The sequence below is a fragment of the Devosia sp. MDV22-iso42 genome (assembly GCF_058629155.1).
Map to the genome: position 1 here is coordinate 180,267 of NZ_JBZVWR010000006.1, position 12,896 is coordinate 193,162.

Sequence of the window (12,896 nt, forward strand, 5' to 3'; positions counted from 1 at the left end):
AACCGAGCCTCCCCCCTAAAAGGGGGAGGGACCGTGCGGTGGGTGGGGCATGTTCGTGCCAAATACCCGATCCGTTTCTCGCCCTTCAGGGGGAGGCCAGGTGGGAACCCCTCATCTCATAAAAACGCGGCCCGATATTCCCGCGGCGTGGTGCCCTTGAGCGCCTTGAACTGGCGGTTGAAATTGGCCAGCGAGTCATAGCCGACTGCGCCGGCGATCTGGCCGATGGGCATGGCGCCGGAGGAGAGCAGGGCGCAGGCGCGACCGATGCGCAGGCGGATCAGGTACTGGCTGACCGTCTGCCTGGTGTGGCGCCGGAAGGTGCGATGCAGGCCCGAGGGGCTGAGGGCGGCGATATCGGCGAGGTCGGCCAGGCCGATCGGCGCGGCGAAGTGCTGGTGAATATGGGTAAGCACGCGGTCGATGCGGCCGCGATTGGTGGCGGCCAGAGCCAGTTCGGGGGCGGTGGCCGATAAAGGCGTGGCCTCGCGATCCTCCGCGAGAATGGTCAGCAGCCGGACCAGGCCGATAAAGCGCTCCACGGCCGGCTGGGTGAACAGCGTCTCGATCAGCGGGCGCATGCGGGCGGCCATGGCGGGGGAAAACTGCAGGCCGGTGGCCGCCCGGGCCAGCAGGGCGGCCACCGGGCGCAGTTCGGCATTTGCCGTCAGCCGTTCGGCCCAGTCGGGCAGGAACCACATGACCAGCGCGGTATGGGGCTGGCCGGCATTTGGGCGGGCCAATGAATGCCAGGTATGGGGCAGATAGGGGCCGATCAGCACCAGGTCGCCGTGGTCATAGCGGCCGATATGGTCGCCAATGAAGCGCTGGCCCTGCGAGTTCAGCGTCAGAGTCAGCTCGAACTCGGGATGGTGGTGCCACTGGAAGGGAATGCCATCGTCCAGCCGACGGTTGAGCGTCGCCCAGGAGGCGCCATCATCGGCGGTGAGATGTTCGAGATAGGGCTTCATGTGGCGGAATGGGCCTGCGTTACGCCAGAATAGTATCAATCATAGCCAGCTCCGGGCAAGCGCGGCGGCGCGGCTCGGCATAGCCTGATGCCACAACCAGGCCCGAAGGGGGCAGGACAATGGGAGACCGAGATGCAGCCAGCAACCAAGCGCGACAGCCACCCCACCACGCAGGTGGTGACCACCCCGCTCAAGGACATCGTCAAGACGCTGCCGCTGCGGGTGCTGAGCCCGGCCGACTGGGAGCACTGGCAGACGCGCGGCTATGTGATTGTGCGCAATGCGGTGCCGCCGGAAAATGTGGAGCGGCTCAAGGCCTTATTGTGGGAATTTGAAGAAAAGAATCCGGCTGATCCGGCCACCTGGTACACGCCGCAGCGGCGCGACCACATCATGAAGGAGCTCAACGGCACCGGCATGGTGGAGATCTACAACCACCAATATCTCTGGGATAACCGGATGACGCCGCGCGTCTATGACGCCTTTGTCGACATCTGGGACATGGAGGAGCTGTGGACCAGCATCGACCGGGCGAATCTGAACGTACCCAAAAAGGTCAAGGGCAATCCCAATGGCTTCATCCACTGGGACAGCGATACCTCGCTCGATCCGCTGCCGATCGGCGTGCAGGGTGTGCTGAGCCTGGTCAAGCAGGACGGCGATGTCGGCGGTTTCCAGTGCATTCCCGAGCTGTTCTACAATTTCGACGACTGGGTGAAGACCCAGCCGGCCGATCGCGATCCGATGCATCCGGACACCACGGGGCTCACCATCACCAATATCGAGATGGAGCCGGGCGACCTGATGATCTTCAACACGCTGCTGGCCCATGGCGTGCGGCCCAACCATTCCGACGGCCGGGTGCGCATGGCGCAGTATATTTCGATGTTCCCGGCCGATGAGGGCAATCAAGCCGAACGGGTCGAGCGCATCCGGCTGTGGCGCGAACTGGACCACCCCCAGCGCGACGCCTTTCCCGGCGATCCGCGCGACTGGGAGAAAAAGAATGCGACCACGGCTGAACTGACCGAACTGGGCGAGAAGCTGCTGGGGTTGAAAGGCTGGCACTGAGCCGGTAGAGGTGGCCGAGGTCCCTCAGCCACCCTCTCGAGAATGGGAGGGTGGCTGGCGCCGCGCAGTTGGCGGTGCTGCGCGGGCCTGCTACAGGGCTCGCCCATGTCCAGCGTCATCCCCTTCTTCAAGCGTTTCGTCCCCGGCCTGGCCCCGGTCAGCCTGGGGGAGCGCCTGCGCGCCTCGATCGGGGCGCTGTTCGGCATCGTCATTACCGGTACCATTGCCAGCCTGGCGCTGAGCGGCAGCGATGTGCCGCTGCTGATTGCGCCGATGGGCGCCTCGGCGGTGCTGCTGTTTGCCGTGCCGATGAGCCCGCTGGCGCAGCCCTGGTCGATCATTGGCGGCAATACCGTGTCGGCTCTGATCGGAGTGACCTGCCTGCGCTATGTCGGCGATCCCATGCTGGCGGCGGGGCTTGCCGCCGGGCTGGCCATTGCGGCGATGATGGCCTTGCGCTGCCTGCATCCGCCCAGCGGGGCGGTGGCGCTTACCGCAGTGCTGGGCGGGCCCAGCATTGCCGCGGCCGGCTATGGTTTCGTCATCTGGCCGGTGCTGATCAATTCCCTGCTGCTGCTGGCAGTGGCGCTGGTGTTCAACAACCTGACCGGACGGCGCTATCCGCACCTGACGCCCGGGCCGGCGGTCAATATTCACAAGACGGCCGATCCGCTGCCGACCGGCCGGCTGGGCGTGTCGCAGGCCGATATCAGCGCGGTGCTGGCACAGCATGACATGGTGCTGCCGGTGGCGCCCGACCAGCTGGCGGATATTCTGCATCTTGCCGAGATTCGCGCCTATGACCGGCGCTCGGCCGGCGTCAGCTGCGGACAGGTGATGAGCCGGGATGTGCTGTCGGTCGGGCCCAAGACCAGCCTGCGCGAGGCGCTGCGGCATCTGCGCGCCCACCATATCAAGGCGCTGCCGGTGGTGGATGCGGACAATCGGGTGATCGGCATCCTCACCCAGACCGATCTGCTGGACAAGGCCGACTGGGGCATGTCGGCCACCGGCTCGGGGCTGGGATGGCGGCTGCGGGCGCTGAGCAATTCGGACCGGGCGCTCAAGGGCCGGGTCGAGGATATCATGAGCGCGCCGGTCCGCGCGGCGCATCCGGACACGCCGATTGCCCAGGTGGTGCCGCATATGGTCGATGCCGGGCTGCATCACCTGCCGGTGGTGGACGATGACGGCAGGCTGGTGGGCATGCTCACCCAGTCCGACGTGATGGCGGCGATGTATGCGGTGTCGCTGGGCGGCGCAGCGCAGGCGCCAGAGCAGGCCGGCATGCAAAAGGCGCCGCCGGTGGGCAGCGCCTCATGACTTGAGTCCGGAAAAGCCGGCAAGTGCCTGAAAACGAATCTAGTTCAGATTGGCGATCGGGGTGGCGAACAGGTCGTATTCGTCGCTGTCGGTGACCAGCACATCGAGCATGTCGCCCGGCTTGATGCCGGTGGCATTGGCGATGATGACCTGGCCGTCGATCTCGGGCGCGTCCCATTTGGAGCGGGCAATGGCCTTGTTGCTCTCGGGCTGCACGTCGTCGACCAGCACCTGGATGGTGCGGCCGACCTTCTTGGCGAGCTGGCCGGTCGAGACATTCTGCGCCACTTCCATCAGCCGCTCGAAGCGGTCCTGCATGACGTCGTCGGGAACGATGCCCTCGAGTTCATTGGCCGGAGCGCCGGTGACGGGCTCATATTTGAAGCAGCCGGCGCGGTCGATCTCGGCTTCCTCGATGAAATCGAGCAGCATTTCGAAATCGTCCTCGGTCTCGCCGGGGAAGCCGACGATGAAGTTGGAGCGCACGGTGAGGTCGGGCACCTGCTCGCGCCACTTGAGGATGCGGTTGAGCGTCTTGTCCTGGTGGGCGGGACGGCGCATGGCCTTGAGCACGCTGGGCGAGGCGTGCTGGAAGGGAATGTCGAGATAGGGCAGCACCAGGCCCTCGGCCATCAACTCCATCACCTGGTCGACATGGGGATAGGGATAGACATAGTGCAGGCGCACCCAGGCGCCGAGCTGGCCGAGTTCCTTGGCCAGGTCATAGAACTTGGCCTTGACCGGCCGGCCGCGATAATTGCTCTCGGCATATTTGATGTCGACGCCATAGGCGCTGGTATCCTGGGAGATCACCAGCAGTTCCTTGACGCCGGAACGGATCAGGCCCTCGGCCTCGCCCAGAATGCCGGCGGCGGGGCGGGAGGCCAGGTCGCCACGGATCTGCGGGATGATGCAGAAGGAGCAGCGGTTGTTGCAGCCCTCGGAAATCTTGAGATAGGCATAGTGGCGCGGGGTCAGCTTGAGACCCTGTTCGGGCACCAGGTCGAGGAAGCGGTTGGGGACGGGGGGCAGGTGCTCGTGGACGGCATTGACCACGTTCTCGTATTGGTGGGGCCCGGAAATGGCCAGCACCGAAGGATGGGTCTTGCGGATCAGCTCTTCTTCGACGCCGAGGCACCCGGTGACGATGACGCGACCGTTTTCGCTGAGCGCTTCGCCGATGGCTTCGAGCGATTCCTGCTTGGCGCTGTCGAGGAAGCCGCAGGTATTGACCAGCACGATGTCGGCGCCGGCATAGTCGCGGCTGAACGAGTAGCCCTGCGCGCGCAGGGTGGACATGATGCGCTCGCTGTCGACGAGGGCCTTGGGGCAGCCGAGACTGACGAGGCCGATTTTAGGCGCTTGGCTCATGAGAGCTTGATATTCCGAAACGGGAAAGGATTGCGCGCGTCATACAGAGAATTTGACGGTTACGCAATGTGACTGTCCCCCGGCCGGTGCGGGGCTGGTCTGCGCGGGCGGCGGCGGAGGATTGGTGCCGATCGTCGAACGATGCGTCGTTCATTGTTTCGTTTGCGGCGAGTCGGACACATGGCTATGGCTGTCGGCGCTGCGCCTGCGCGGCACAGTTCATCCTAAGGAAAACCAATGTTCGATCGTCTCTCCGCCTACGCGCCGCAGGCCCTCGCCGTGCTGCGCATCGTCACCGCCCTCCTGTTCATCGCCCATGGCACGCAGAAGCTGTTCGGCTTTCCCGTCGCCGCTGCCGGCCCCACAGAGGGCCTGATGCTGATCGGTGGCCTGCTTGAGGTGATCGGCGGCCTGGCCGTGCTGGTCGGCTTCTTCACCCGTCCCGTGTCCTTCGTGCTGAGCGGCATGATGGCCGTGGCCTATTTCATGTTCCATTTCCCCGCCAGCATCTTCCCGCAGGCCAATGGCGGCGACGCGGCCATCCTGTTCTGCTTTGTCTTCCTGTACCTGGTGTTTGCCGGTCCGGGCGCCTGGAGCGTCAACAAGAAGTAAGCTTGAACTCACAAATCAAGAAGGCCGCCCAGACGCTTGTCCGGGCGGCCTTTTTTGTACCTTAGCGTACTGATCAGGGCTTGGTCGGCGGGGTGCGCTTGGCGGTGCGGCGCGGCTTGAAGGTTTCGCCCGGCTTGGTGGCCGGGGCGCGGGGCGCCTCGCTGCCGGCGACGGCGGTGGCCGGCGTCACCGGGGTGGCCGGGGCCGCAGCGGCGGCCGGGCGCGGCGTGCTGGCCGGGGCCACATAGGGGGCCGGATCGGTGGCCGGGGTGATATATTCGTCGGCCTCGGCATAGTCGGCTTCGTCACCATGCTCGGCCAGGTCGCGAATGGCGTCGCGCACCTCGTCGATCAGCGAGGAGGAATAGCGCGCGCGGTTGACCGTGTCGCCGCTTGTCTCATGGGTCTTGAACCAGACCAGCAGCGCCTCGCAGGCAATGCGCAGGCCGATCAGCGAGAGCAGGCCGAAGACGAGGATTTCCAGAATCCCCCACAGGCCCATGCCGAAACCGTAGCCGAAGGTGAGGAAGAGGTGGCTGACGGCCCAGAGCAGGATGGCGGCCAGACCCAGGGCATAAAGGATGGGCACCAGCTTGGGCGAGAGAATGGCATCGAGCCGGAACAGGGTCTGGCGGGTGAACAGGCGCTTGAGGTCGTCCAGCGTCATGACGGGCTCCTAGGAAATGGCTTTAAACGGCGGTGATTCGATTTTTACGCAACTTGGTCCCGCAAGCCAGCCCCGACAAGGCCTTGCTCGGTTGCGGAAAGCGTGGGGCCGAAGCGCGCCTCGAAAGCCTGGCGCAGTACGGAATCGACCTCGGGCAGCGAGACCAGGTGGCCCAGATCCTCGAAGCTGGTGACGCCGCCATCGGTAATGCCGCAGGGGACGATGCCGCTATAGTGGCCGAGGTCAGGGGACACATTGAGCGAGATGCCGTGAAAGGTGACCCATTTGGACACGCGCACGCCGATGGCGGCGATCTTGTCCTCGGCCAGCACGCCCTTGTCTGGTCGCTTGACCCAGACGCCGATGCGCGGCGCCGGCTTGCTTTCCGCGACGATATTGAAGGCGGCCAGGGTATCGACCACCCAGTCCTCGAGCCCCTGGACGAGGCAGCGGATGTCGCGGCCACGCGCGGTCAGGTCGAGCATGACATAGGCCACGCGCTGGCCAGGGCCATGATAGGTATATTGCCCGCCGCGACCGGCGTCGAACACGTCAAAGCGCGGCGACAGCAGGTCCTCGGGCCGGGCGGAGGTGCCGGCGGTATAGAGCGGGGGATGCTCGAGCAGCCAGACGGCCTCCTCGGCCTCGCCGCGGGCAATGGCGGCGGCGCGCGCCTGCATGGCGGCCAGCGCGGCCGGATAGGCCACCGGCGCCTCCGAAATCACCCACTGCACCGGGCGGTCATCGCTTCGTGCCAATTTGCTACGCATTTGGTAGGCGTCGTCATGATTTGTTAACGCTTCCATAACCATGGGTGTCCGAGGATGGCTTTCATATCAGAGGCAGGGGCCGCGACGGCGGCGCCAGGACGGGCAAAGACATATCTATGGGCACCTTAGACAATATTGAAGTGGACATCACTGTCGAACTGGGTGCCACCAGCATGCCGATCCACCATCTGCTGCGCATGGGGCGCGGCGCGGTAATCGAGCTGGATGCCGGCGAAAATGATCCGCTATGCATCTATGCCAATGGCACGCTGATCGCGCATGGAGAAGTCAGCGTCGAGGACGGGCACTTGCGCGTGCAGATCATCGGCAAGACCTCGCGCCACCGCTAGCGCGGGGGGCGACTGAACCCGTCAGCTTGCCGCCTGCTGGTCTGTGCCGCCGCATCGGGGACGCGGAAACCGGCCCCGCTTTGCCGCCCCGGGCACCGGGCTCTCCACAGGCAAATGCAATTGGCCATTTAAGCGCTTGAGGTTAGCAGGAACCTTTGCTACATCCCCAATCGCTTCGCCCGGTGGGCTTGGCTCTACCAGAATGTGCGGTCGTGGCGGAATTGGTAGACGCGCAGCGTTGAGGTCGCTGTGCCCGAAAGGGCGTGGAAGTTCGAGTCTTCTCGACCGCACCATCATCCTCAGGGATGAAACGAAAAATGGGCTGCCCCGCGGGGCAGCCCTTTTTGTTTCTGGGGGGAAGGGCTTGTCCAACCGACTTGGCGAGCCAGAGCGAAGCCCCAAGCATATTTGTCATGACATTGTCGGGCGCAGTTTGGTATGGTGGGGCTGTGAGGTAGCCATGACAACACGTACCACCCGTACTGAAAAGCTCGATCTGCGGCTCACGCCGGAAGCGAAACGCACCCTGGCTGCCGCCGCCAATGCTGAACGCCGCTCCTTGAGCGACTTTGTGCTCGACAGTGCCCTGGGCCGGGCCGAGGAGACCCTGGCCGACCGGCGGGTCTTCCAGCTGGCGCCAGAGCAGTGGAACGCCTTTGCCGCGGCGCTGGATGCGCCGGTAAAAGAGATGCCCGCTTTGCGCAAGTTGCTCGACGAGCCCGGCATCTTTTCCGGCAGCGCGCCGGCGTGACGCAGTTTCGAGTCGCAAAGCTCGGCCGCCACCATACGGTCGATGCTTTCGATTGCGGCGAGCAGCCGCTCAACCGCTTTCTCATTCGCTTTGCCCTAGTCAATCAGCAGGCCAATGCCTCCCAGACCTATGTGGGACTGGCCGATGACGTTGTCATCGGCTTTTACACCCTGGTCGTTGGCGAGGTGCGGCACGAGGCGGCGCCCGAGCGCCTAACCAAGGGGATGGCTTCCCACCCGGTGCCGATCATGCTGCTGGCCCGTCTGGCCGTAGCCAGGGACTGGCAGGGCAAGGCAGTCGGAGCAGGGCTGCTGCGCGATGCCGTGCTACGGACGCTGCAGGCGGCCGATATTGCCGGCATTCGGGCGCTAGCTGTGCATGCCAAGAATGACAAGGCCCGCAGCTTCTATCAGCGCTACGATTTCATCGCATCGCCAACCGATCCGCTGCATCTGTTCGCGCTGCTCAAGGATTTGCGGCGGCTATAGCCGCACTTCTCCCCAGCGCGCGAAACGAGCACCGTCTCGCAGGTGAAACGCTTCAACAGGGGCGCCGGGTGAGCAAGCCCAGTGCCGCTGCACCGGCCGGCGCCATCTCCCTCCATCTCACCCCAACAATTCTCCGCAACCCCTGCCGAAATCGCCGCTCTCCCGCTGGCGGAGCATGGTGGGATTGGCTACAGCTTTGGGGCCCCGCAATGCCGGACCGAAGGGCCTAGTCTTGAGCACAGATTCCGACACCAGTACCGCTGCCGAAAACGGCATTGATCCCAATGTCTTCCGCGATGACGATGACCGCATCAGTCCGCTCTGGCTGGAGCGGCTGCGGGCGTTTCTGAGCGCCGGCCGGGCCGACGATATCGCCCTGGTCATGGCCGAGCTGCACGCGGCCGATATCGGCGATGTGCTGGAATCGCTCGATGCGCCCGAACGCGTCGAGCTGGTGCAACTGCTGGGCGATCGCTTCGACTATTCGGCGCTGACCGAAGTCGATGAATCGGTGCGCATGCAGCTGATGGAAGAGCTGCCCAATGCGGAAATCGCCCGCGGCGTGGCCGGGCTGGACAATGACGACGCCGTCACCCTGCTCGAGGACATGGAACAGGTCGACCGCGACGAGGTGCTGGCGAAGCTCCCCACCTTCGAGCGGCTGAGCCTCAAGCGAAGCCTGGATTTCCCCGAGGATTCGGCCGGGCGGCGGATGCTCACCGACTTCATCGCCATTCCGCCCTTCTGGACGGTGGGCCAGACCATCGACTACCTGCGGCGCGAGCGCGAGCTGCCCGACGAATTCTACCAGCTCTATGTGGTCGATGCCGCCTACCAGGTGCTGGGCACTATCCCGCTCGACAAGTTCATCCGCGCGGAGCGGACCACGCCGATCGAGGCGCTGATGAACACCAATCTGGTGCTGGTAGACGCCAATGAGGACCAGGAAGAGGCGGCGCGCGATTTCGAGCGCTACGATCTGGTCGAAGTGGGCGTGGTCGACGAGAGCAAAAGGCTGGTCGGCGTGCTCACCATCGACGACATGGTCGACGTCATCCACGAAGAGGCCGACGAGGACATCAAGCTGCTGGCCGGCGTCGGTGACGAGGACATTTCCGACAGCACGGTGGATACGGCGCGCAGCCGCGTGCCCTGGCTGGTGATCAACCTGGTCGCCGCGGTCTGCGTGTCGCTGGTCATCGGGCTGTTCGACGCCACCATCGAGCAGATGGTGGCGCTGGCCGTGCTGATGCCCATCGTCGCCTCGATGGGCGGCAATGCCGGCACGCAGACCATGACGGTCACCGTGCGGGCGCTGTCGATGCGCGAGCTGGACGGGCGCCGCCTGCGCCGGCTGATCCGGCGCGAAATGGTGGTCGGGCTGATCAATGGCGTGATCTTTGCCATATTGATCGGGCTGGTCACCTGGCTGCGCTTCAACAATCTCGAACTGGGCGTGGTGATCGCCGCGGCGATGATCATCAATATGGTGGTGGCCGGCACGGCGGGCATCCTGATCCCGCTGACGCTGGACAAGTTCAAGGCCGACCCGGCGATCGCCTCGGCAGTGTTCGTGACCACCATCACCGATGTGGTGGGGTTCTTTGCTTTTCTGGGGATTGCCGGGCTGTGGTTCGGGTTGTTCTAGGAGGGGGCCCGGTGGTGCGACAGGGGGATCTTGCGGTCGTGCGGGCGTTGCCTCGGGGCACAAGCTAATGTCTCGCCAGTCAAGGATTTAGCCTAACGAGCGGCCGTGGCCATTCGAGCGTAGCTCTCATGGCCTCCTCAGCTAAAATCGCGCCACTGGCGCGATTTTGCCCTTCGGGCCGCTTCGGAGTGTGACATCTTCGCCGCTTGCAAAGGATTTGTGACACGGTTAACGCTTTGATACCGGGGGTGTGGCGGTACGGTCCGCCGGCTTTCCGGAGCAGTGAACGGCTGACAAGGAGCGATAGATGCGAAGTCAACCGAGGGCCACTATGTGGCGTGCAGCAAGCTGGACAATGGTTTGCCTGCTCTCGATGGGATTGGTTTTCTCCGTGGTTGCTGGCGTTTAGGCGCTAGAGTTTTTCACTCACAAAATTTATGAACGGGCGCCCGGGCCACTCGGGCGCCCGTTGCTTTGCTGGAAGGCCATCGATGATCCACATGATCAAGCTGTGCGTGGGGGTGTCGAGCTTTGAGGAGCTCGAGAGCTACCGCAACGAGCGCGCGCATTGGTGGGGCGCCGATTATGGCGAGGACGTGCATGTGCACCGCACCCGCATGATGCCCAAGCGGGCCGCCGAGATGGAGGGCCTTGCCTCGATCTACTGGGTGATTGCCGGGCAGGTGTCCTGCCGCCAGCCAATCCTGCGCCTGGCGCCCTACGAAGACGGCGAGGGCAAAAGCTATTGCGACATCATCCTCGCCCCCGAGCTGATTCGGACGATTCCCTATCCCAAACGACCGTTCCAGGGCTGGCGCTATCTCACGCCGGCCGATGCGCCGCCCGACCTCGGGGCCAATGAAAACGCCGGTTCGCTTGAGCTGGCGGCCGACCTTGCCAAATTGGGACTGATCTAGCTGTTGGCAGGCGCCAATCTTAAGGGGCTATTAACCATAGCGGCCTCTGTTAGCGGTGTGCGGCAGGCGCATTGATTTGGGGGCGGCAATGGCGCGAAGCGGTGCGCATGTCATCGTGGTGGGCAATGAAAAGGGCGGCTCGGGGAAATCCACGACGGCCTTCCATCTGGCCATCTATCTGCTGCATGCCGGCTATCGCGTGGCCAGCGTGGACGTGGACAGCCGCCAGCAGACACTGACCCATTATCTGCGTAACCGGCGTGCCCATGCGCAGGAGCGGGGGCTGACCCTGCCCAATCCGCAGCATTTCCACCTGCCATCGGCCTGGGGCGACTCGGTGCGGGAAAACGACAAGGCAGAATTCGACGTGTTCCGCCGGGCCATTGGTGAGGTGGAGAACCGCGCCGATTTCGTCATCATCGACACGCCCGGCTTCGATACCAATCTGACGCGGCTGGCGCATTCGCTGGCCGATACGCTGGTGACGCCGGTCAATGACAGCCTGATCGACCTCAACGTGCTGGCCCGGGTGGATGCCCGGAGCGGCCAGCCGATCGAAACCAGCCACTATGCCAAGCTGGTGCAGCGCGCGCGTTCCGAGCGGCTGTCGGTGACCGGCGAGAGCGTCGACTGGGTGCTGGTGCGCAACCGCATCTCCATGCTGGGCTCGCGCAATGCGCGCCAGGTGCAGGTAACGCTGGACGCCATTGCCACGCGCTTTGGCTGCCGGGTGGCGGACGGCATTGCCGAGCGCGTCATCTTCCGCTCGCTGTTTGCCAGCGGCCTGACGGTGTTCGATCCGCTCGATGGCGACATGGGCGCCGAAGGCTCGAGCGTGTCGCATCTGGCGGCGCGGCAGGAATATCGTAACCTGGTGGCGGCGCTCAACCTGCCGATCAGCCAGCCGAGCGGGCAGGGCGCGGCCGAGGCGCTGCGGCTCTCAGCCTGAGGCAAATTAAGCGTTTAACTATTATTGACCATGCCCAAGCTTGCCAGCCGGGCATGAAAGCCGGACAATTGCGCCCTTAGATCGGGAGCGCGCAATGGCCGGACATGGCGTACATGTCATTGTTATCGGGAATGAAAAGGGCGGGTCGGGCAAGTCCACAACGGCCTTTCACCTGGCCATCCAGCTGCTCTACGAAGGCTACAAGGTGGCCACGATCGATGTCGACAGCCGGCAGCAGACGCTGACCCACTATGTGCGCAATCGGCGGGAATGGGCGCATAATCGCGGCCTCAAGGTGCCCCATACCACCCATTTCCACCTGCCGGTGTCGCGCGGGGATTCGCTCAAGGCCAATCACCGCATCGAGTTCGACCTGTTCCGGCAGGCGGTGGGGGAGGTCGAGCATGACGCCGATTTCCTCATCATCGACACGCCCGGCTTTGACACCAACCTGACGCGGCTGGCGCATTCGCTGGCCGATACGCTGGTGACGCCGGTCAATGACAGCCTGATCGACCTCAACGTGATGGCGCAGATGGACCCGGTGACAGGCGAGCCACGCGAGATGAGCCATTATGCCAGGCTGGTGCAGCGCGCCCGCGCCGAACGGCTGGCCGTGGACGGGCGGACCTTTGACTGGGTGCTGGTGCGCAACCGCATTTCCATGCTGTCCTCGCGCAACATGCGGCAGGTGCAGACCATGCTGAAGCGCATTGCCCTGCGGCTGGGCTGCCGGGTGGCGGACGGTATTGCCGAGCGCGTCATCTTCCGCTCGCTGTTCGCCAGCGGGCTGACGGTGTTCGATCCGCTCGACGAGGACATGCTGGGCGGGCTGCCATCGGCGTCGCATCTGAGCGCGCGGCATGAATATCGCAACCTGGTGGACGCGTTGCATCTGCCCAGCAGCGCGCGCTCACGGGCGCGCCAGGCCCTCGCCACCAGCCTGTCGCCGCAAGCAGCGGCCGAACAGCGCTTCGTGCACATGCTCAACAGCGAAATCTGAGGGTT

The 12,896-nt window shown here is 64.4% G+C and carries 14 protein-coding genes and 1 tRNA gene; 11 read left to right on the top strand and 4 right to left on the bottom strand.

Annotated elements, in window-relative coordinates:
• Positions 1 to 116: 116 nt before the first annotated feature.
• The gene (locus AC4NN3_RS02590) at positions 117 to 971 is read right to left on the bottom strand and encodes a helix-turn-helix domain-containing protein (protein WP_491925562.1); all 855 of its coding nucleotides are present in this window, start codon (positions 969 to 971) and stop codon (positions 117 to 119) included.
• A gap of 132 nt (positions 972 to 1,103) precedes the next feature.
• Between AC4NN3_RS02590 and AC4NN3_RS02595 the strand changes: the two genes are divergently transcribed.
• Both AC4NN3_RS02595 and AC4NN3_RS02600 read left to right on the top strand, forming a co-directional pair.
• A complete protein-coding gene (locus AC4NN3_RS02595; protein WP_491925563.1) occupies positions 1,104 to 2,042 on the top strand; it encodes a phytanoyl-CoA dioxygenase family protein in 939 nt (312 codons plus the stop codon).
• A 105-nt stretch (positions 2,043 to 2,147) separates the two neighbouring features.
• Complete coding sequence (locus AC4NN3_RS02600; RefSeq protein ID WP_491925564.1) at positions 2,148 to 3,365, top strand: HPP family protein; 1,218 nt, start codon at positions 2,148 to 2,150, stop codon at positions 3,363 to 3,365.
• Between the two features lie 39 nt (positions 3,366 to 3,404).
• Here AC4NN3_RS02600 and rimO read toward each other — a convergent pair whose 3' ends face one another.
• Entirely contained in the window at positions 3,405 to 4,736 is a 1,332-nt protein-coding gene (gene rimO / locus AC4NN3_RS02605; RefSeq protein ID WP_491925565.1) for a 30S ribosomal protein S12 methylthiotransferase RimO, read from the bottom strand.
• 237 nt (positions 4,737 to 4,973) lie between these two features.
• Here rimO and AC4NN3_RS02610 point away from each other — a divergent pair, with 237 nt between their 5' ends.
• Positions 4,974 to 5,348, top strand: coding sequence for a DoxX family protein (locus AC4NN3_RS02610; RefSeq protein ID WP_491925566.1), 375 nt, complete (start codon positions 4,974 to 4,976; stop codon positions 5,346 to 5,348).
• A gap of 73 nt (positions 5,349 to 5,421) precedes the next feature.
• Here the strand turns inward: AC4NN3_RS02610 and AC4NN3_RS02615 are convergent, their stop codons facing one another.
• Positions 5,422 to 6,015 carry a DUF4282 domain-containing protein gene (locus AC4NN3_RS02615; RefSeq protein ID WP_491925567.1) on the bottom strand — a complete coding sequence of 198 codons (594 nt, stop codon included), beginning with the start codon at positions 6,013 to 6,015 and terminating at the stop codon, positions 5,422 to 5,424.
• A 44-nt stretch (positions 6,016 to 6,059) separates the two neighbouring features.
• Positions 6,060 to 6,785, bottom strand: coding sequence for a lipoyl(octanoyl) transferase LipB (gene lipB / locus AC4NN3_RS02620; protein WP_491925568.1), 726 nt, complete (start codon positions 6,783 to 6,785; stop codon positions 6,060 to 6,062).
• Positions 6,786 to 6,901: 116 nt separating this feature from the next.
• On the opposite strand from lipB, the gene AC4NN3_RS02625 reads away from it, so the two are divergent.
• The 8 genes from AC4NN3_RS02625 (at position 6,902) to AC4NN3_RS02660 (ending at position 12,891) form a co-directional block, all read left to right on the top strand.
• Positions 6,902 to 7,135: a FliM/FliN family flagellar motor switch protein gene (locus tag AC4NN3_RS02625; protein ID WP_491925569.1), complete on the top strand. Its 234-nt coding sequence runs from the start codon at positions 6,902 to 6,904 to the stop codon at positions 7,133 to 7,135.
• Between the two features lie 206 nt (positions 7,136 to 7,341).
• A tRNA-Leu gene (locus tag AC4NN3_RS02630) sits at positions 7,342 to 7,428 on the top strand.
• Between the two features lie 167 nt (positions 7,429 to 7,595).
• Positions 7,596 to 7,886: a type II toxin-antitoxin system TacA family antitoxin gene (locus AC4NN3_RS02635; protein ID WP_491925570.1), complete on the top strand. Its 291-nt coding sequence runs from the start codon at positions 7,596 to 7,598 to the stop codon at positions 7,884 to 7,886.
• Entirely contained in the window at positions 7,883 to 8,374 is a 492-nt protein-coding gene (locus AC4NN3_RS02640) for a GNAT family N-acetyltransferase (RefSeq protein ID WP_491925571.1), read from the top strand. Before AC4NN3_RS02635 ends, AC4NN3_RS02640 begins: the two co-directional genes overlap by 4 nt.
• Positions 8,375 to 8,606: 232 nt before the next feature.
• Positions 8,607 to 10,022 carry a magnesium transporter gene (gene mgtE, locus AC4NN3_RS02645; protein ID WP_491925572.1) on the top strand — a complete coding sequence of 472 codons (1,416 nt, stop codon included), beginning with the start codon at positions 8,607 to 8,609 and terminating at the stop codon, positions 10,020 to 10,022.
• Positions 10,023 to 10,513: 491 nt separating this feature from the next.
• The gene (locus AC4NN3_RS02650; RefSeq protein ID WP_491925573.1) at positions 10,514 to 10,939 is read left to right on the top strand and encodes a DUF1489 family protein; all 426 of its coding nucleotides are present in this window, start codon (positions 10,514 to 10,516) and stop codon (positions 10,937 to 10,939) included.
• Positions 10,940 to 11,027: 88 nt separating this feature from the next.
• Positions 11,028 to 11,888 (top strand): division plane positioning ATPase MipZ, encoded by an 861-nt coding sequence (locus AC4NN3_RS02655; protein ID WP_491925574.1) that lies wholly within the window; start codon positions 11,028 to 11,030, stop codon positions 11,886 to 11,888.
• Positions 11,889 to 11,982: 94 nt separating this feature from the next.
• Entirely contained in the window at positions 11,983 to 12,891 is a 909-nt protein-coding gene (locus AC4NN3_RS02660) for a division plane positioning ATPase MipZ (protein ID WP_491925575.1), read from the top strand.
• Positions 12,892 to 12,896 lie beyond the last annotated feature (5 nt).